The sequence below is a fragment of the Pseudomonas sp. 1L-C-7-B-C1 genome (assembly GCF_057291635.1).
Genome location: NZ_JBXAWH010000021.1, coordinates 16,583 through 35,318 on the forward strand (window position 1 = coordinate 16,583; position 18,736 = coordinate 35,318).

The 18,736-nt window shown below is 61.8% G+C and carries 15 protein-coding genes; 7 read left to right on the forward strand and 8 right to left on the reverse strand.

Features of this window, described 5'->3' with window-relative positions:
- The first annotated feature begins 73 nt into the window (after positions 1-73).
- Genes AC0Z8Z_RS24775 through AC0Z8Z_RS24785 form a run of 3 tightly spaced genes read left to right on the forward strand, consistent with a single transcriptional unit; the run spans position 74 to position 2,141 of the window.
- A complete protein-coding gene (locus tag AC0Z8Z_RS24775; protein WP_172613159.1) occupies positions 74-697 on the forward strand; it encodes a hypothetical protein in 624 nt (207 codons plus the stop codon).
- Between the two features lie 57 nt (positions 698-754).
- A complete protein-coding gene (locus AC0Z8Z_RS24780; protein ID WP_485620882.1) occupies positions 755-1,378 on the forward strand; it encodes a cytochrome b/b6 domain-containing protein in 624 nt (207 codons plus the stop codon).
- Positions 1,371-2,141, forward strand: coding sequence for a molybdopterin-dependent oxidoreductase (locus tag AC0Z8Z_RS24785; protein WP_485620883.1), 771 nt, complete (start codon positions 1,371-1,373; stop codon positions 2,139-2,141). Before AC0Z8Z_RS24780 ends, AC0Z8Z_RS24785 begins: the two co-directional genes overlap by 8 nt.
- A 775-nt stretch (positions 2,142-2,916) precedes the next feature.
- On the opposite strand, the gene AC0Z8Z_RS24790 is transcribed toward AC0Z8Z_RS24785, so the two are convergent.
- From AC0Z8Z_RS24790 to AC0Z8Z_RS24815, 6 genes are all read right to left on the reverse strand, one after another.
- Positions 2,917-3,264, reverse strand: a complete 348-nt coding sequence (locus AC0Z8Z_RS24790) for a hypothetical protein (protein ID WP_485620884.1) — start codon at positions 3,262-3,264, stop codon at positions 2,917-2,919.
- A 536-nt stretch (positions 3,265-3,800) separates the two neighbouring features.
- Positions 3,801-4,625: an iron uptake system protein EfeO gene (gene efeO, locus AC0Z8Z_RS24795; protein ID WP_122623931.1), complete on the reverse strand. Its 825-nt coding sequence runs from the start codon at positions 4,623-4,625 to the stop codon at positions 3,801-3,803.
- 27 nt (positions 4,626-4,652) lie between these two features.
- On the reverse strand, positions 4,653-5,969 hold the full coding sequence (gene efeB, locus AC0Z8Z_RS24800) for an iron uptake transporter deferrochelatase/peroxidase subunit (protein WP_485620885.1): 1,317 nt from the start codon (positions 5,967-5,969) through the stop codon (positions 4,653-4,655).
- Positions 5,970-6,034: 65 nt separating this feature from the next.
- The gene (gene efeO, locus AC0Z8Z_RS24805; protein ID WP_485620886.1) at positions 6,035-7,246 is read right to left on the reverse strand and encodes an iron uptake system protein EfeO; all 1,212 of its coding nucleotides are present in this window, start codon (positions 7,244-7,246) and stop codon (positions 6,035-6,037) included.
- An 8-nt stretch (positions 7,247-7,254) separates the two neighbouring features.
- Positions 7,255-8,136, reverse strand: coding sequence for an iron uptake transporter permease EfeU (gene efeU, locus AC0Z8Z_RS24810; protein WP_122534420.1), 882 nt, complete (start codon positions 8,134-8,136; stop codon positions 7,255-7,257).
- Positions 8,137-8,516: 380 nt separating this feature from the next.
- On the reverse strand, positions 8,517-9,410 hold the full coding sequence (locus tag AC0Z8Z_RS24815) for a LysR family transcriptional regulator (RefSeq protein WP_485620887.1): 894 nt from the start codon (positions 9,408-9,410) through the stop codon (positions 8,517-8,519).
- A 36-nt stretch (positions 9,411-9,446) separates the two neighbouring features.
- Between AC0Z8Z_RS24815 and AC0Z8Z_RS24820 the strand changes: the two genes are divergently transcribed.
- From AC0Z8Z_RS24820 to AC0Z8Z_RS24830, 3 genes are read left to right on the forward strand one after another with little or no spacing between them, the layout of a single operon-like run.
- Positions 9,447-10,880, forward strand: a complete 1,434-nt coding sequence (locus AC0Z8Z_RS24820; RefSeq protein WP_485620894.1) for a CitMHS family transporter — start codon at positions 9,447-9,449, stop codon at positions 10,878-10,880.
- Complete coding sequence (locus AC0Z8Z_RS24825; protein WP_485620888.1) at positions 10,881-12,245, forward strand: acyclic terpene utilization AtuA family protein; 1,365 nt, start codon at positions 10,881-10,883, stop codon at positions 12,243-12,245.
- Positions 12,242-12,559 (forward strand): AtuA-related protein, encoded by a 318-nt coding sequence (locus AC0Z8Z_RS24830; protein WP_485620889.1) that lies wholly within the window; start codon positions 12,242-12,244, stop codon positions 12,557-12,559. The genes AC0Z8Z_RS24825 and AC0Z8Z_RS24830 overlap by 4 nt, the downstream gene beginning before the upstream one ends.
- Positions 12,560-12,812: 253 nt before the next feature.
- Here the strand turns inward: AC0Z8Z_RS24830 and AC0Z8Z_RS24835 are convergent, their stop codons facing one another.
- Together AC0Z8Z_RS24835 and AC0Z8Z_RS24840 are read right to left on the reverse strand one after the other, a co-directional pair.
- Positions 12,813-13,553, reverse strand: a complete 741-nt coding sequence (locus AC0Z8Z_RS24835; protein ID WP_485620890.1) for a DUF3142 domain-containing protein — start codon at positions 13,551-13,553, stop codon at positions 12,813-12,815.
- Entirely contained in the window at positions 13,553-15,718 is a 2,166-nt protein-coding gene (locus AC0Z8Z_RS24840) for a PA5441 family protein (RefSeq protein ID WP_485620891.1), read from the reverse strand. The genes AC0Z8Z_RS24835 and AC0Z8Z_RS24840 overlap by 1 nt, the downstream gene beginning before the upstream one ends.
- 266 nt (positions 15,719-15,984) lie before the next feature.
- Here AC0Z8Z_RS24840 and AC0Z8Z_RS24845 point away from each other — a divergent pair, with 266 nt between their 5' ends.
- Positions 15,985-18,111 carry a TonB-dependent siderophore receptor gene (locus tag AC0Z8Z_RS24845; protein WP_485620895.1) on the forward strand — a complete coding sequence of 709 codons (2,127 nt, stop codon included), beginning with the start codon at positions 15,985-15,987 and terminating at the stop codon, positions 18,109-18,111.
- Positions 18,112-18,736 lie beyond the last annotated feature (625 nt).

Below are 18,736 nucleotides of genomic sequence, written 5' to 3' on the forward strand. Positions count from 1 at the left end.
GGATGGTGGTCATGCAACACCTGACGTTCAGCTTCAACTTTCCCCAACTGCCTGAAGGAATCCACCGATGAAGATGAAGACAGCCCTGACCACCACGTTCGGCATGCTGATGCTCAGCGCCGCCGTCATGGCTTCCGCCGCTGGCATGGCCGCCGGTGACATGCCGGTGGTCAAGCCACTGCGCGGCACGGTCGACAGCGTCGACAGCAACACCCTGAATTTCACCACCCGTTCCGGCGCGCATCAGAGCATCGGGCTGACCGACAAGACTGGCATCCGCCTGGTCTCCAAGACCGACATCGCGTCGATCAAAGCGGACAGCTTCATCGGTTCCGCCGCGATCCCCCAAGCCGATGGCACGCTGAAGGCCCTGGAAGTCACCGTATTCGAGCCGAGCCTGAAGGGCAGCGGTGAAGGTCACTACGGTTGGGAAAACGCTGACGGCAGCACCGGTACCATGACCAACGGCACCGTCGGCAAGCTGAGCGGCAAGGCCAACGGCCGTACCCTGAGCGTCGGCTACAAAGGTGGCGAGAAGCAACTGGTGGTGCCGGAAGACGTACCCATTGCCTATGTGCAGCCGGGCAAGGTCGATGAGCTGGTCAAGGGCTCGAAAATCGTCGTGTTCCCGGGCGAAGACGGCAAGACCGCACGCGGTGTCGCGGTCGGCAAAGACGGCTTCCAGCCGCCGATGTAAGCGGGTTGCGGCGTCTCACGGCGCCGCTTTCACCGAATCCGTGATGAGTCTCGCACCATGAAAAATACCAGAATTCATCCATGGCCCATCCGCCTGACGCACTGGATCAATGCCTTCGGCATGGTCTGCATGTTCATGAGCGGGTGGGGCATCTATAACGCGTCGCCGCTGTTCAGCTTCTCGTTCCCCCGGGACTTCACCGTGGGCGGCTGGCTGGGCGGCGCGCTGGCGTGGCACTTCGCCGTAATGTGGCTGTTGGTGATCAACGGCCTGGTCTACGTGCTCTATGGCCTGTTCACGCAGCATTTCAAGCGCGACTTTCTGCCGGTCACCCCCACAGCGGTGAAGCGCGACATGCTTGATGCGCTGCGCTTTCGTCTCAAGCACGAGAAGGGCGTCTACAACGCCGTGCAGCGCCTGATGTATTGGCTGGTGCTGGCCGCCGGCGTGTTGATCGTGCTGACGGGGCTGGCGATCTGGAAGCCGATCCAGTTACAGGAACTGACCGCCGTGTTCGGCGGCTACGACTTCGCCCGGTACGTGCACTTTGCGGCGATGGCGTTCATTGGCGCGTTCGTGGTGGTGCATCTGGCGCTGGTGCTGATGGTGCCGAAAACCCTGATGCCGATGATCACTGGCGGCACGCGTGGGATTGAGAGCGGGAAGGTCGAGCATGATTGAGCCAAAAAAACGCGCCATTGCGCGCATCAAACTGGAACCGGCCCAGCAGATTCAGCTGGAGAGTTTGCAGCGTCGGCATTTCCTCAAAGGCGGCCTGACCGTGGGCGCGATGGCGATGCTCACCGGTTGCAACCTGCAGGACGGCGATCAGGTGGATAGGGTGCTGTGGAGCATGTCGCGGTGGAACGATCGGGTTCAGGCCTGGCTGTTCAGCGGGCAGAAGCTGGCGCCGACGTTCACCAAGGATCAGGTCCGTAACCCGTTTCCGTTCAACGCGTTCTACAGCGAGGATGATATTCCGGAGCTGGACACGGCGGACTGGAAGCTGGGTGTGTCGGGGCTGGTGCGCGATAAGGCGCCGTGGACGCTGGAGGGGTTGCGCAAGTTGCCTCAGCGCAGCGATATCACGCGCTTGATTTGCGTTGAGGGCTGGAGCGCGATCGGGCAGTGGGGCGGTGTGCCGTTGCGGACGTTCCTGGAGCATGTGGGGGCGGATACGACGGCGAAGTTTGTCGGCTTCAAGTGCGCGGATCGGTATTACTCGAGTCTGGACATGCCGACGGCGTTGCATCCGCAGACGCTGCTGGCGCTGGATTTTGCCGAGGTGGCGTTGCCGCCGGAGTATGGCTATCCGTTGCGGGTGAGGGTGCCGACGAAGCTGGGCTTCAAGAATCCGAAGCATATCGTTGAGATTGTGGTGAGCAATGAGAATCCCGGGGGGTATTGGGAGGATCAGGGGTACAACTGGTTTAGCGGGATCTGATCCCGTGTTTTTAGGATCAAGATCAAAGGCGTCTGCCTGGGGGCAGACCGTTTCGCCTTCGGCGAGTTACTTGGAAAAGCACCCCAAGTAACCAAGGGTGCTTGCTCCTGGTTGGGCCCCTCGTTCCTCGGGGTTCCTTCACTCCGGTCTCGCTCCGTGGGCCCGCCGCCATCCGCCATCCATGGCGGGGGGCGGCTCTCGCGGCATCCATGCCGCTCGGCCCACTCCGCGAGACCTGCGTTCAGCCTGCACCCAAGTCGCGATTGATGTCGTCTGCACTTCCTGCATACGAAGATCAAAAGCGGATCAAAAGCGGATCAAAAGCGGATCAAAAGCAAATCAGAAGCAAATCAGAAGCAAATCAGAAGCAGATCAAAAGCGGACCAAGGGTGGATTGCGGGCTAAGGATGCTGGGGACTTGTGGGAGCGAGCTTGCTCGCGAAGGCATTGGTACCTCCGCCGAATATCGGGTGTTTGAAATGCAGCATTCGCGAGCAAGCTCGCTCCCACAGGATGGGGGTGCGGTCAGCAAAATTGTTGGCGCCTCGGCTGGCCTGTTCCCGGCTGAAGCCGGTCCCACTGAAAGCACTGCGTTCACCCTGTTGATCGTGCCCACGCTCCGCGTGGGTATGCATCCGGGGACGCTCCGCGTCCATTCCCCGCTGAAGCCGGTCCCACTGGGGGACGCAGTGTTTTAGTGGGACCGGCTTTAGCCGGGAAAGCGTCGATGGTTACACCGCAAAAGCGATGGTTCCCAGCTACCTTGAAGTATTCACTAGCTGTTTTCGATTATTTGCGACTCACCAGGCCCACGCCACACTATTCTGCGGTACGGCCCGCTCAGCATCTTATTCTCTCTCAGGAATTCAAATACGTCGGCAGGACACCAACCTGGACCCGCGGAAAAGCAAACTCCCGCATCTCGCAACTTTTCAAAAACAGTTATTTTTGAGCTTTGATTTGGTGTGACCAAAGCCATCAATTTCTTTTCTTTATCTGGCGCCGGGACGAAACCCAACGCTACGAGTAGGTCAATCACACCATCATCTATGACTTTCACTGCTATCTCTGATGGCGAGGCTTCCACAACATAAGCCTTTGCAGTGTTTCTTGTAGTATTCATTCCACAATCACCGTTGTAATAGTCTGATCGTCACGCTCCAAAACTGATGGCGAACAACTCGGCCTCTTCCCGGCTAAAGCCTGTCCTACAAACACCCCGGTCACCGTAGGACCGGCTTCAGCCGGGAAGCTTTTGATCCGCTTTTGATCCGCTTTTGATCCGCTTTTGATCTGCTTTTGATCTTAATACGCAAAAGGCTCAAACACCGCCAATCGCGACTTGGGTGCAGGCTGAACGCAGGTTTCGCGGAGTGGGCCGAGCCGCATGGATGCGGCGAGAGCGCCGTCAGGGCATGGATGCCCGTTCGGCGCGGGCCCATGGAGCGGGACCGGAGTGAAGGAACCCGACGAAGTCGGGCCCAACCGGGAGCAAAGCGTTTTTGGTTACTTTTGGGGCGCTTTTGCCAAAAGTGACCCGCCGTAAGGGCGGAACCATAACTTCAGCAAACACAAATAACGGATATACCCCCAATCTCCGAAAACAAAAAAGCCCGATTGCCAATCTCTCGGCAAGCGGGCTATTCAGAACCTGACGAATCAGTTCAAACCCAATTTCCCGCGCATCTGCGACAAATCTTCAGCCAACGTATTGACCGGGCCTGCCAGCGCCTTGCGGTCCTGCTCCTTCACCTTGTCGTAGGTCTCATAGCCACCGTCCTTGGTCTTGTACTTCGCGAGGATCTTGTCCACCGTCGCAAAGTTCTTCTCGACCTTCGCCACGAACGCCTTGTCCGACTGCTCCAGCTGCGGCTTGAACAGATCGACGATCTTCTTCGAACCGTCAACGTTGCCCTGGAAATCATACAGATCGGTATGGCTGTAACGGTCTTCCTCGCCCGACAGCTTGGTCGCGGCCACTTCTTCCATCAACGCAGCCGCACCGCCCACTACCTTCTCCGGCGGGAACGTCATGTCCGCGATACGCGACTGCAGCTCTTTCACGTCAGCCAGCAGCTTGTCCGCGAACACGGCCTGATCCTTGGTGGAATTCTGCGAGAACAACGCATATTCCAGACGGTGGAAACCGGTGAAATCGTCGGCCTTCACGCCGTTCTCGTGATCGTCTTCACGGGAGTCGATCGACGCGTCCAGGTCGCTGAACAGCTCGGCGATCGGCTCGATTGACTCATAGGACAGACGCGTGGTCGGGAACAGCTTCTTCGCCGTCGCCAGGTCGCCTTTCTTGATCGCGTCGGTGAACTTCTGGGTGTCGGCGGCCAGGGTGTCGACGTTTTCGGTCACGTAGATCTTGTAGTCCGAAACCGGCGTGACCAGGTCCAACGGCGCGGTGGCGGCGAACGCGGACATCGATGTCTGCAACACGCCAAAGGTAAGCAACAACGCGAGAGGCGACTTTTTCATAGAGCTCTTCCTGTGAGGTAAGGGTTGTCAGGCAGTTTTTGTTGTTTGGGCAGAGGCGGCCAACAGCGACCGGCCGATGAAATCGTTGTTGTCGACCACGCCCGGCAGGGTGAAGAAATACCCGCCGCCGATAGGCTTGAGGTATTCCTCCAGCGGCTCGCCGTTGAGGCGTGTCTGCACGGTAATGAAACCTTTCTCCAGGTCCGCCTGATAGCAGATGAACAGCAGGCCCATGTCCAGCTGACCGTTCTTGTTCACGCCGTTCGAGTAGTTGAACGGGCGACGCAGGATCAGGTTGCGCTGGGTTTCAGCGGTGCGCGGGTTGGCCAGGCGGATGTGCGAATCCAGCTTGGTGATCTTGCCTTCCGGGTCTTTGTGGTAATCCGGAACGTCGGCTTCGGTCTTGCCGTCCATCGGCGCGCCAGTGGTTTTGACCCGGCCGAAGATAGCTTCCTGTTCCTGCAGCGGGGTACGGTCCCAGCGCTCGACGAAGTTGCGGATGATGCGCACCGCCTGGTAGCTGCCGTTGGCGGCCCAAGCCGGTTCGTCGCTGCCTGCTTGCACCCAGACCAGCTCGTTCATGGTTTTCTGGTTGTTCGAATCCGGGTTGGCCGAGCCGTCGCGGAAACCCAGGAAGTTGCGCGCGCTTTCTGGCGCCTGGCCCGGTTTCAACGGGGCCTGGGCGGGGACGGTGCCTTCCTGTTTCCAGCGCACCAGCAGTAGGTCCGGCAGGTTTTTCACGATGTCGCGCAGGGCGTGAATGTTGCTGTCCGGGGCGTTGGAGCAAAACTGAATGCTCAAGTCGCCGTGGCAGCAATCGGCTTCCAGGGCGTCGTTGGGGAAACCGACCATGCGCTGCAAACGCTTGGGCTTCACGGGTTCCAGACCGAAGCGGTCGTCGAACAGCGAGTCACCCACCGACACGGTAATGGTCAGGTTGTCCGGCGTGACCACCGGGCCGAGGATGCCGGAATCCAGTGGCGGCAGTTTCGGATCGACCTGGGGCACGGCCCCGCCGGTCATCAGGAACGCAATGCGCTCGTTCAACGTACGGAACATGCGCTCGAGGTCTTCGCGGTCCTGGGCCAGCACGTCGAAAGAGACCATCATCCCGGCGGTGGGGCGCGGGTTGACGATGCCGCTTTGATGCTGACCGTGGAACGCGTTGTGGTCCTGGGTCTTTTCGCTTTTCGGTGCTTCGGTGACCTGTGCCGGCGCGGTGGCGGCGAACGCATTGCCGGTCAGGCTGGCACCGGCCACCGCTGCGCCTGCAGCGCCAAGGCCCAGCAGGACGCGGCGACGGTCAGTGGAGATCGGCGCGTTTTTTGAATCGGAGTCTTTCATGTGAATGCTGTCTTCGCTCTGGTTTCAGGGCCGGGCGGGTGCATCGGGCACCCGCCAGGGCACGCTTACAGGCCTGAGAGGCCGAGGGCCGGATCGATTCCATCGAGTGCGTCGGCCAGTGCCTTGGCCTTGTCTGCTATTTGTTTTCGTTGTTCGATGCTGACCTGGTCGTACGGCTTGAAGCCGTCGGCGGTCTTGAGCAACAGCAACTGGTCATCCAGCGCGGTGCTCGCGGTGTCGATCTTTTTCAGCACGTCGCCGGAGGACTTGGCCAGCAGCGGACGCAGCAGCTCGATAACCTTGCGCGTGCCTTCCAGGTTGGCGGCAAAGCCGTTCACGTCGAGGTGGCTGTAGCGTTCTTCTTCGCCGTTGCTGCGGACCTCGGCAATGCTGCGCATGTTGCGCACGACCATGCTCGCCAGCTGTTCCGGGGCGATGCTCTGGGCCAGCAATTGCTGCTTCAGGCTGGCGATGTCGGCTTGCAGCTTCTGCACGACCGGCGCCAGGCCGTCGATGGATTTCTGCGAGAACAGACCGAATTCGAGGCGGTGGAAGCCGCCGAAGCCCGGATCCTGCTCGCGTTTTTCGTAGTAATCGGCGCGGGCGTTGATCGCGTTGTCCAGCTCGGACAGGCGCTGGGCCGCAGGGGCGATGCGCTGATAGGCAGCGCGGGCCGGCGCGTAGGCTTTCTGCGCCTGGGCCAGATCGCCGCTGTCGATGGCTTGCTGCAAGTCGTTCGTCGCGCGGATCAGCGCGCTGCTCTGGGTACTCAGGTAGACGCGGTATTCGGACAGCGGCCCGATGAAGGCGACCATCGACGGACGCGCTTTGGCGGCGGCGTCAGACTCCGCGGTCGGCGTCACGTGCAACGTGCCGCGCGGATTGCTCAGCAGGCCGCAGGTGATGGCGTAGTCGCCAGGCTGCAGGTTGGCGTTAATGATCTGGCTCAGGCCCGGGACGATGTTTTCCCGCTCTTCCACCACCAGCACCCCGTCGAGGATTTCCCACTCCACGGCGCGATCCGAGGCGTTGACGATGCGGAACGCGTTCTTGCCGGCGGGCACGGTGATCGAATTCGGCTCGCAGCTTTTCGCATTAATGGTCACGACCGTTTCATTGCCGCTGTTGGCGATGCGCTTCTTCTGCGCGGCCTGGGAGGCGAAATAGAACATGGCGCCGGCGGCGATCATTAGCACCACCGAGCCCGCAACGGCGAACTGCAGGGCGCGAGATGGCTTGGCTTTCTTGGGAGGAAGGCCGTTGGCAGTGGAGTTCATGAGTGCCCTTATTTGTTCGTAACTGAATGCGTAACGGAAGACGTGTGGCCGTGTTCATGGGCCGGGCGGGTGGGCAGACTCACCACCCGCGCCTGGGGCTTGAAGAACAGGAACAGCGCAAAAACCAGGTACGCCAGGTACGCCACCAGCACGCTGACGGTCGGCGCGTCCTGATAACCGAACATGCCGGCCAGTACCGAACCGGTCGGGCCGTCCATCGGCAGGATCGCGCTGATGTCGAAGACCACGTCCTGAAAGTGGTTCCAGACCCCGGCTTCGTGCAGCGAACGCACGGAGTTGGCCAGAATGCCCGCTGCCACCACGAGGATGAACAGGCCGGTGTAGCGGAAAAACTTGCTCAGGTTCAGGCGCATGCTGCCTTTGTAGATGCCGACGCCGATGCACACCGCGATGATCAGGCCGAACAGCGCACCCAGCGGGCCGGACACGCCTTCGCTCTGCTGGAACACGGCGAGCAGGAAGAACACGGTTTCGAGGCTTTCACGGGCGACAGCAAAGAACACCATGCCGATCAGGGCGTAAGTCTGGTTTCTCGACCCGGCCAAAGCAGCGTCCAGGGACTGGTGCAGATCATGTTTGACCGAGCGGGCGACCTTGCGCATCCACACGACCATCGAACTGAGGATCACCACGGCCACCAGGCCGACGATGCCTTCGAACAGTTCCTGCTGCTTTTGCGGGAATTCAGCGCTGACCATTTCCAGGCCACCGCCGACGAATAGCGCCAGGGCGACAGCCAGGAACACGCCGATCCATACCGCGGGCATCCACTCGCCACGGCCGGTCTGTCTCAGGTAACTGGCAATGATGCCAACGATAAGCGCGGCTTCAATCCCTTCGCGCAGCATGATCAAAAAAGGAACGAGCATTTATCACCGGTGCAGATCTGTTAGGGTGTGTGACGTAAATGCGTCAGGTAGCCATTCGCATTCAGCCATTGTGTAACATAATGATACTCATTATTGAATGCGCGCACTGGTTTTTTTGCAAAACCCTGCTTGTTGTGCAGGTGTTCAGGTGGGGTTCAGCCAAGAGGCATTGCAAACTGCAGCAGACGGCTTGCCGGCTCTGATCAGACACTGCCGCAGGTGTACCGGCCGACAGGTGAATGGTGGGAGCGACCGGGGTGGCGCTCCACCTTGCTCGCGAATAGGACGGTACATCCGCTGAATGTTCATCGGCTGGGATGATGTCTTCGTGAGCAAGCTCACTCCACAGCGTTCGTGTTTGCAGGCTGGAGGGGGATCTCCTACAGGTATTGCGGTGACAGCGCGTTTTTCATGGTTTCGACGAATCGCTGGGCGGCGGGGCTCAAGCCCACACCCGCTCGGGTAATCAGGCCGATCTCCCGACACACCCCAGGATGCTCGACCCGCACCTGTATCAAATCGCCGCGGCCTTCGTCGGCGGATTCCGGCAGCAACGTCATCCCCAGGCCTTGCCGCACTAGCGCCATGACCGTCGACATGTAGTTCGCTTCCAGCCCCGGCGTCAGTGCCAGTCCTTCTTCAGCAAACAGTTGCTCCACCCGCTCGCGCACGCTGCTGTCGCGACCGGTGAGGATGATCGGCTGCCCGGCCAGGGCCTGCAGGGTGATCGAGCGCTCCCGTGCCAGCGGATGATCAGCGGGGACGAACAGACTCAGTCGGTCGACCATCACCACCTCGAACGTCAGCCCGTGACCCATGCGCGCCCGCACCCCCAGCCCGAAATCCACTTCGCCTTCACGCACCAGCGCATCGATCCGCTGCGCCACCACGTCCCGCAGGCGCACTTCGACGCCGGGAAACTGCTCGCGGAAGGTTTTAAGCAGAGGCGGTAGCGTGCCTGAACACATTGAGGGCAGGGCAGCGATGGTCACCACGCCCCGGCGCAGCGCGGCCAGATCCCGCGAGCCGCTGACGATGTTGTCCAGGTCCAGCAGCAGTTTCTCCATGGGCCCGCGATTGTTCTGGCCCGCAGCGGTCAGGCTGACCTGACGCGGGCTGCGCTCCAGCAGGGCGACGCCGAGCCATTCTTCCAGCTGCTGGATCTGCACGGTCAAGGCGGAAGGCGACAGGTTCAGCTCCAGCGCCGCTTTGGCAAAGCTGCCGGTGTGGGCGACGGTGAGAAAGGCGCGGATGTGCTGAATCGAGTTCTTCATGGCTGAGTTTTCCGAAGAAGTTGCCGTACGCGCGCCATTCGGTTTTTCCGAACGCAGGGCGCCGAACATTTCAATTTACAAAGCTTACCCCCGTTTCGATACTCGATGAAAACAACAACAGCTCATCCCGCCGCCCGCCGGTCAGGGATGACGAAGGATCAAACCATGCTCGCCACCCTTGGTGTCATTACCATCCTCTGCCTGCTCGCTGCCGTCATGAGCAAGCGCCTCTCGCCCCTGGTCGCCCTGATTGCCTTGCCCATCATCGCCGCGCTGATCGGCGGATTCGGTCTGCAAACCAGCGGCTTCATCATCACCGGTATCAAAAACGTCGCCCCCGTGGTCGGCATGTTTGTCTTCGCCATCCTGTTCTTCGGGGTGATGACCGACGCCGGTATGCTCGACCCGATCATCGACCGCATCCTGCGCACGGTGGGCACCCGTCCTACGCGGATTGTCGTCGGCACCGCACTGCTGGCGTTGCTGGTGCACCTCGACGGTTCCGGCGCGGTGACGTTTCTCGTGACGATCCCGGCGATGCTGCCGCTGTACACGCGGCTGGGCATCGATCGGCGGATCCTGGCCTGCGTCGCTGCGATGGCAGCAGGGGTGAATTTCCTGCCGTGGACCGGTCCGGTGCTGCGCTCGTCGGCGGCGCTGCACGTGCCGGTGTCCGAGCTGTTCCAGCCGCTGATTCCGGTGCAGATCGTCGGCCTGGCGTTTGTCTTCTTCTGCGCCTGGATGCTCGGGCGCCGTGAGGAAAAGCGCCTGGGGCTGGGCCGCTTTCAAACCACGGCCGAGCCCATCGACGTAGTGCCCCAGCGGGTGCTGACCGAGCAGGAAGCAGTGCTGCGCCGACCGCGTCTGTTCTGGCTCAACCTGCTGCTGACCATCGCCGTCATGGGGATCATGATCTCTGGCTGGGTCGACCCGGTGGTGATGTTCATGGTCGGCACGGTGCTGGCGCTGTGCATCAACTACCCGAACGTCGACGCCCAACGCGCGCGCATTGATGCCCACGCCAAGACCGCCCTGACCATGGCCAGCATTCTTCTGGCAGCCGGGGTTTTCACCGGCATCATGCAAGGCACCGGCATGCTCAAGGCCATGGCCGAAGTGGCCGTGGCGCAGATTCCGGCCGGCCACGGCAAGCTGATCCCGATGGTGGTGGGTTTCCTGTCCATGCCGCTGAGCCTGTTGTTCGATCCCGATTCCTTCTATTTCGGCGTGATGCCGGTGATCGCCGAAGTCGGCCGCTCCCTGGGCGTCGATCCGCTGCAAGTGGCCCAGGCGTCGCTGCTGGGCGTACACACCACCGGCTTCCCCGTCAGCCCGCTGACGCCGGCGACCTTCCTGCTGGTCGGGCTGTGCAAGGTCGAGCTGGCCGACCACCAGCGCTTCACCATTCCGTTTCTGTTTGCCGCATCGGTGCTGATGACCCTGACCGCACTGCTGCTGGGAGTGTTTTAAATGAAGACAATACGTATCGGCTCTGGCGCCGGTTATTCCGGTGACCGTATCGAGCCTGCAGTTGAACTGGCCGAGAAGGGCGACCTCGACTACCTGGTCTTCGAGTGCCTGGCCGAGCGCACCATTGCCCTCGCACAACAGGCGCGGCTCAGTGATCCCGAAGCCGGTTTCGACCCGCTGTTGAGTGAGCGCATGCGTCGCGTGCTGCCGTTTGTGGGGCGCGGACGCGAGGCCGGACAGCGTCGGCTGCGGCTGATCAGCAACATGGGCGCGGCCAACCCGCTGGCGGCGGCGCGGGAAGTGCGGCGCATCGCGGTCGAGTTGGGTTTGCATGGGCTGACGGTCGCGGCGGTGACGGGGGATGACGTGCTCGCTGCTCTAAACGGGAGTCCTGAACAGGTGTTGGATAACGGCGCGACGATTGCTTCGTTGGGTGATCGGTTGATCTCGGCGAATGCCTATCTGGGCGCCCAGGGGATTGTCGAGGCGTTGAAGGCCGATGCCGATGTGGTGATCACCGGCCGGGTTGCCGACCCTTCTTTGTTTCTCGCGCCACAGCTCTTTGAATTTGACTGGGCCGAGGACGACTGGACGCGGCTGGGACGCGGCACCTTGATCGGCCACTTGCTGGAATGCGCCGGGCAGATCACTGGCGGCTACTTTGCTGATCCGGGGGTTAAGGAGGTGCCCAACCTGGCGCGCCTCGGGTTTCCCCTGGCGGAAGTCGACGCCGAGGGCAGGGCGGTGATCAGCAAGGTCGCCGGCTCCGGCGGGCGCATTGACACCGCCACCTGCACCGAGCAGATGATTTATGAAGTGCACGACCCGGCGGCGTACCTGACCCCGGACGTGACGGCGGATTTTTCCGGCGTATCGTTCCATCCAGTCGCCACCAACGAAGTACGGGCTGAAGGCGCCGATGGCCGCGCGCGATCCGAGACGCTCAAGGTCTCGGTGGGTTATCTCGACGGCTGGATCGGCGAAGGGCAGATTTCCTACGGCGGGCCCGGTGCCCTGGCCCGGGCGCAGCTGGCGCGGGACGTGGTGCTGGAGCGCTTACAGCTGACCGGCGTGGTTTTCGATGACCTGCGCGCCGAGCTGATTGGCGTGGACGCGTTGCACGGTGCGACGCTGGGTTCGCGCGCAGCGGCCGAGCCGTGGGAAGTGCGCTTACGTGTTGCGGCCCGTTGCGCAGACAAGGCCGAAGCCGTGCGCATCGGCAATGAAGTCGAAACCCTGTACACCAACGGACCCTATGGCGGGGGCGGCGCGACCAAGGGCGTGCGCCAAGTGGTGGCAGTGGCGTCGCTGCTGATGCCGCGAGATGCCGTCAAGGCGCAGGTTTATCTGGAGGACGCATCGTGAGCACCCTGACATTGCGCGAACTGGCCCATTCCCGGACCGGCGACAAGGGCGACACCTCGAATATTTCGGTCATTGCCTTCAAGGCGGAAGACTACCCGCGATTGCTCAAGGCGCTGACGGCTGAACGGGTGGCTGAGTATTTTGCAGAGTTGCTGGGGGACGATGGCTCACGGGTACTTCGGTATGAACTGCCGAACGTACACGCGCTGAATTTTGTGCTGCCGGGCATTTTGAAGGGGGGCGTCACACGGTCTCTGGCGCTGGATGCCCACGGCAAAGCGCTGGGGGCGGCGTTGCTGGATATTGAGGTTTAAGGCAGATGGTTTTCCGGTGCGGCGACCAACGCCTTCCCGGCTGAAGCCGGTCCCACAGGGTGCGGCGACTGACGCCTTCCCGGCTGAAGCGGTTCCCACAGGGTGCGCGGCGTGTCAGCCATACCGATGTTTCCCGGCTGAAGCCTGTCCTGCGAAGTGCACGCGAGTCCTTAGTGGGACCGGCTTTAGCCGGGAAGAGGCCAGCGATCACACCGCATTCCTGCCGACCTTGCATGAAACGCGGCCCGTTCACCTACTTCTGATTCACTAGAAACACCACATACCCGCGAAACCACGGGCTGTCCTGCAGATACCCAGGCGCTTGCCATTCTCCGCCCTGCACCAGACCGATCCTGAACGGCAGCCCCATCCGGCTGATGCGCGGCAGGTAGGCGGCGTAATCGGGGATGCTGTGGCGGCCCTGGTAGGTCTGCACCACCACTTCGTCGACCACGCCTTTCAGCTCGCCGATCGTCTTCGCATCCGCGTTGCTGCTCCAGTCCATCAACCCGGTGATGCTCAGCTTCAACGCAGGCGGCAAGCGCTGGCGCAGGTCCTTGAGAAACACCACGTAGTCCTGCAAATAACGCGTGCGCGCATCGAAATCGATCTGCACGCCGGCCACCGCCGCGCCGGCGTCCCGCCAGCGTTGCACTTGGCCCAGCAGCTGTTTGTAAACCGGTTCGGGCCAGCGCAGGGTGTGGGCGCGGTAGACGATCCACACCTCCCGCTGGGGCAGACGCCTCACGCTCATCCCCTGGGCAATCAGCGCCGGCGTTTGCCGATCACGACGGGTGGTGCTGATCTGGCCCTGGAGCACATACAGGGTTTTCGCCTGGTTCAGCACCGGCTGCGTCGCCACGCCGCTCCACAACCAGAAGGCATCGTGCTCCCGGGCGCCCACCGCCGCACACGTCCTGGGGCTGCTCAAGCCTGCGATGACCAGACCGATCAGCCCGCCGGCACACACCCGCCAGCGAAACAGCGTCCTCATCACCAGTAATACTGCAGGGATTTGCCCCAGCTGGTGACGCCGTAAGTGGTTTTCAGTTGCTTGAACCAGCCCTTGCGCACGGCGGGCGCCACATCCTTGCCGCCGCAACTGTTATAGCCGGAAGGCGCGTAGCAGTTGATCGCCCTGAACAGGGCGTAGGCCTTGTCGTCCCGCGCGGCCTTGCTGTCGGCGATAACGGTCTGATAGCCGTTCAGTCGCGAAAAAACCTGGCCCTTGAAGCCGGGTTCACTGCTGCCCAAATCACCCGCGTCGGGCTTCTGATCCAGCGGCATGCCGTCCAGGCCGTTGCGCAGGATGAACTCACCCAGGCAGTTCAGACCTTTGGCGTCCTTGTCGTTGGCCTGCAACGCGGCGGCGATCTCGCCGATGCTCGGGCAGGCGTAACCCGATTCGGCCTTGGCGCCGTTCCAGCGGAACAACTGCAGCGTCTGGCCGGCGTCGTAGACATAACCCAGGCTGGTGCCGAGTTTGGTGTTCGCAGGCGGCTCCGGCAGTGTTTTCAGATCATCGGCGAACGCGGCGTACTGGCTGTGCAGCAGCTCCTTGTAGAGCAGGACGAATTGCGCAGTAGCCTTCTCGACATCGCTGATGCCCTGACCGATCTGCTGGCGCAGCAGCGGCGCGTCGGCCACCTTGCCCAGCAGAATCAGCCGCACCTGGGCGGAGGTGATCGGCGAATCGCTGGCGAACACCTTCGTCAGTTGCCCGCTGCGTTCATAGTTCATCGCCAGCGCCAGTTGCAGTTGTTCGCGCTGCAAGGGCTGCTGCGCCAGGGGCAGCAGTTTCAGCCACAGCGCCTGGGCACCAGGCATATCGTTGCCCGCCTCCAAAGCCAGGCCGCGCAGGGTCTGTTGGCTGAAGGCCAGATAATCCAGTGATTCGGGAACGTCGTTCGGCAAATGCTTGAGCGCGTCGGCAGGTTTCTTGTCGACGTAGAACGCGAAAGCGGCCTGCAAGTAATCGAACATCGCCGGTTGCTGCGCGAACAGCGCTTTTTGCCCATCGAGCTGCTGGCGGGTTAGCCGGTTCGGCATGTCCGGGCGCATGATCATCAGGTCATGGGTCGCCGTCATCAACGGCGATGGCGTGGCGCCGGTGAGGGTCGTCAGCAGTTTGTTGTCGGCTTCCTGAATCAAGGCTTCCGGCGAAGCCGACGCCCGGGCCTCGCCGGCTTCCGTCAGTTGCCAGGCGTAATCGGCGGCGAGTTTGTCGGTGTCTCCTGCCAGCCAGTGGACCCGGCGCAGCAACCCGGTGGCGGAGCGGCTGTAGCGGCCGTCGGGGTAAACGCTGAGGTACCGCTCGATGGCTTGACCGACGGCTGCGTAAGGCGCGCGATCATGGTCCTCTTTCAGGCTGCCGTATTCGTCGAACGCGTTCTGTTGCGCGGCGTTCAGCCGGGTGCGGACGATCATGTACAGCGCGGTTTCCTTGAGCCAGGGTTGCGCGCTCTCGGCGAGGCCGCTGAATCCTTTTTCAGCGTCGCTGAAGCGCCCGCTGTAAAAATCCGATGCCGCACGAAGGTAGGCGGCAAACGCCTTGGCTTCCGGCGACTGGACATCGGTCGGCAACAGGCTGGCCTGTTTGTCAGCCTCCCAGGTGCACGCGTCCAGCAGTTGCAGGCGGGCGCGGGCCAGGGATTTACGCTCGGCGGCAGACAGGCTTTCGGTGTCGAGCAACTGGCCGATGAAATCAGCGGCGCTTTCATCGCGGTTACTGCGGCAGCGGCTGCCTTCGCCCTGCAGAAAGGCCTGGCCCGCGGTGTCGTTGGTCTCACGGCTGAGGCCGAGCTTGCCCAGCAAGTCAGCCATGGCGGCGGCGCCCGATTCTTCGCTTTCGTCGCCCTCGATCTCTACGTTCGCCAACCTGAACGCCGCAAACGGCACCGGGCCATAGCCCTCGGCCAGTTCCTGCTCGGTCAGTTCGCCGGGCTTGAGCGTCAGCGCCTTGCGATCGGCCAGCAGCAGACGCAGGTTGACCCGGCTGTCGTTACCGGGCGTGAGAAAGGGCAGGTTGTTACAGACGTCCAGCGAGTCGCGCAGCAGCGACCAGTTGGGGTAGCAGGAGTCGTCACTGCTGGCCTGGGCCTGGCCGCCCATCGTCGCGCCAATGATCAAAGCAAGAGGAGCCAGGGAGCGGATACGCATGAACAATCCTTGATTTCGCTACGTAAGAAGAGGGTGAGCGCGGCGAATGATACAGGGTGTTTCGCCGTATCCACCGAGCGCCACGGACGCCGGGTTAAAAATTATTTTCAGATTCATGTGAGGTAAACCGTGTCGGCATCCGTGTAGTGAGAATCAGATGCGTTTCGTGACAGGCGCATCGTTTCTCGACGCCTCAGGTTCTCGCTTCCATGACTGCTCAATCCGGTTTTCGCGTGTCCGCTTTCCCCGTGCTTCGTCCTGCATCGTTGTTGAGCATGTGCTCAGCCACGGCGCTGTTGTGCTCGCTGGGCATGAGCCCTGTTGCCGGCGCTGAAGAAATGCAACTGGACGCGGTCAACATCGACGCCACGTCCCAGCCCCAGGTCAGCGAAACCCAGCACAGCCGCGACAGCTATCAAGCGCGCAAGGCGACCGTGGCCACACGCACCGAAGCACCGTTGGTAGAGGTGCCGCAAAGCGTCAACGTGGTGACCAACCGGGTCATCGAAGACCGCCAGCCGTTCAGCCTGGACGAAGCGATCAACGCGGTCAGCGGCGTCAAGCAAAGCAATACCTTGGGCGGCACTCAGGACGCCATTCAGAAACGCGGCTTCGGCACCAACCGCGACAACTCGATCATGCGCGACGGCATGCAATCGGTGCGGGCGCGTAACTTCACCCCGACCACCGAGCGCATTGAAGTGCTCAAGGGCCCCGCGTCGATGCTCTACGGCGTGCAGGACCCGGGCGGCGTGATCAACGTGGTGACGAAGAAACCGGAATTGGTCGAGGCCCGCTCTGTTTCGGCCTTCGGCAGCAGCTTTGGCGGCGGTGGCGAGCAGATCGACCTGACCGGCCCGATCGGCACCAACGGTCTGGCGTACCGGGTGATCGCCGACAAGCAGAACTACGATTACTGGCGCAATTTCGGCAGCATCGATCAGTCGGTCATCGCGCCGTCGCTGGCCTGGTACGGGGATGACACGACGGTGTCCGTGGCCTACGAGCACATGGAATATTCGGTGCCGTTCGACCGTGGCACGCAGATCAACCCCAAGACCGGCAAGGTACTGGACATCCCGCGCAGCCGGCGTCTGGACGAGCCGTTCAACGTCACTACCGGGCGCTCCGATTCCCTTGACCTGCGCATGGACCATCGCCTCAACGACACCTGGACCCTGCGCACCGGTTACGCCTACAGCCGCAATTACTACAACGATTACCAGTCGCGCTTCATCTCGGCCAACTACAACACCGGCGCCGTGACCCGTCGCGGCGACGCCACCCGCGATGCCGTGCAGTTCGCCCACACCGCCACTGTCAGCGCGCTCGGCAACCTGTACTGGGGCGATGTGCGCCACGAAGTGCTGATCGGCGCCGATTACATGAAGAACGACCGCGACCTGGGCGATCTGTACCGCAGCGCCAACAAGGTCGACTTCAATTACAACGCGCCGGTGTACGGCGTTACTCAGCAACCGACTACGGCCAATGCCACCCAGAGCGACCAGACCGATCACCTGCGTACCCATGCCTTCTTCGTTCAGGACGCCATGCACCTGGGCGAGAAGTGGATCCTGCAGACCGGCCTGCGTTATGACGCCTTCGACGAGCTGACCGGCAAGGGCCGGCCGTTCGTGGTCGGCGCCGACGTGAAGGACAGCAAGGTCGTGCCCCGCGTCGGGCTGGTGTACCTGATCCAGCCGGACTGGTCGGTGTACGGCAGCTACACCGAGTCGTTCCGCCCGAATACCTCGATTGCTTCGCCGATTGGCGACCTGCCGCCGGAGGAGGGCAAGGCCTACGAAATCGGCACCAAGTTCCAGAACGACGCGATCACCGCGACGGTGGCGCTGTTCAACATCAACAAGCAGAACGTGCAGACCAGCGAAGCGTGCGGCACCGAGACTTGCACACGGGTGTCCGGCGAGGTGCGCTCGCGCGGGCTGGAGGCGGATATCACCGGGCAGTTGAACGAGTTCTGGAGTATTACCGGCAGCTACGCGTACACCGACACGAAGGTGCTGGAAGATCCGATTCTCAAGGGCGAGCCGCTGGATGGTGTGTCGAAGCACACGGGCGCGGTGTACCTGACCCGTGACTTCGGGCACGTGGGTGTGGGTGATCTGCGTGCGGGTGCCGGTGCACGGTTCGCGAGCCGCTGGGGTGTGAACGATGGCGCGGGGAGGGAGTATTACCTGCCGTCGTCGAAGGTCGCGGATGCGTTTGTGGCGTACAAGGTGAAGCTGGATGAGCGTGATGTGACGCTGCAGTTGAATCTGAAGAATGTGTTCGACGAGAAGTACTACACGTCGGCGAGCGGGTTGGGGTCGCCGGCGATTTCCATCGGTGAGCCGCGGCAGTTGGTGGCGAGGGTGAAGCTGGATTTTTGATTTCTCAAGATCTAGATCTAGATCAAGATCAAGGGCGTCGGCCTAACGGCCTCGGGTTTCGCCTTCGGCGAGTTACTTGGAAAAGCACCCCAAGTAACCAAGGGTGCTTGCTCTCGGTTGGGCTCCTCCTTCGTCGGAGTACCTTCACTCCGGTCTTGCTCCGTGGGCCCGCGCCGAACGGACATCCATGTCCTGACGGCGCTCTCGCCGCATCCCTGCGGCTCGGCCCACTCCGCAAAACCTGCGTTCAGCCTGCACCAAAGTCGCGTTTGGCGGTGACTGAGCCTTTTGTGTTTGAAGAGCAAAGGCGGATCAAAGGCAGATCAAAGGCTTCCCGGCTGAAGCCGGTCCCACTGACTGCAGGCGTTGCTTGTGTGGGACTTACTGAAGCCGGTCCCACGGACACGGCGCATGCTTTTAGTGGGACCGGCTTTAGCCGGGAATGCGTCAGGCGTCACATTGCAGCAGGTTCGGTGCTCACGCTGGCCTCTTCCCGGCTGAAGCCGGTCCTACAGGCGCGCGCGGTCTGTTGCAGTGGTCTAATTTCCCCGGACACCTCGATAAGTGGAAAATACATTTATCGAGGAGTTCTACATGACCAGAAAACGCAACAGGTTTGATGACA

What these genes read in the sequence shown, in the direction of transcription:
- AC0Z8Z_RS24835 (WP_485620890.1), bottom strand. Translation starts at nt 13,553, where the DNA reads ATGAGGACGCTGTTTCGCTGGCGGGTGTGTGCCGGCGGGCTGATCGGT.
- AC0Z8Z_RS24790 (WP_485620884.1), bottom strand. Translation starts at nt 3,264, where the DNA reads ATGAATACTACAAGAAACACTGCAAAGGCTTATGTTGTGGAAGCCTCG.
- AC0Z8Z_RS24840 (WP_485620891.1), bottom strand. Translation starts at nt 15,718, where the DNA reads ATGCGTATCCGCTCCCTGGCTCCTCTTGCTTTGATCATTGGCGCGACG.
- efeO (WP_122623931.1), bottom strand. Translation starts at nt 4,625, where the DNA reads ATGAAAAAGTCGCCTCTCGCGTTGTTGCTTACCTTTGGCGTGTTGCAG.
- efeU (WP_122534420.1), bottom strand. Translation starts at nt 8,136, where the DNA reads ATGCTCGTTCCTTTTTTGATCATGCTGCGCGAAGGGATTGAAGCCGCG.
- efeO (WP_485620886.1), bottom strand. Translation starts at nt 7,246, where the DNA reads ATGAACTCCACTGCCAACGGCCTTCCTCCCAAGAAAGCCAAGCCATCT.
- AC0Z8Z_RS24815 (WP_485620887.1), bottom strand. Translation starts at nt 9,410, where the DNA reads ATGAAGAACTCGATTCAGCACATCCGCGCCTTTCTCACCGTCGCCCAC.
- efeB (WP_485620885.1), bottom strand. Translation starts at nt 5,969, where the DNA reads ATGAAAGACTCCGATTCAAAAAACGCGCCGATCTCCACTGACCGTCGC.
- AC0Z8Z_RS24775 (WP_172613159.1), top strand. Translation starts at nt 74, where the DNA reads ATGAAGACAGCCCTGACCACCACGTTCGGCATGCTGATGCTCAGCGCC.
- AC0Z8Z_RS24780 (WP_485620882.1), top strand. Translation starts at nt 755, where the DNA reads ATGAAAAATACCAGAATTCATCCATGGCCCATCCGCCTGACGCACTGG.
- AC0Z8Z_RS24825 (WP_485620888.1), top strand. Translation starts at nt 10,881, where the DNA reads ATGAAGACAATACGTATCGGCTCTGGCGCCGGTTATTCCGGTGACCGT.
- AC0Z8Z_RS24785 (WP_485620883.1), top strand. Translation starts at nt 1,371, where the DNA reads ATGATTGAGCCAAAAAAACGCGCCATTGCGCGCATCAAACTGGAACCG.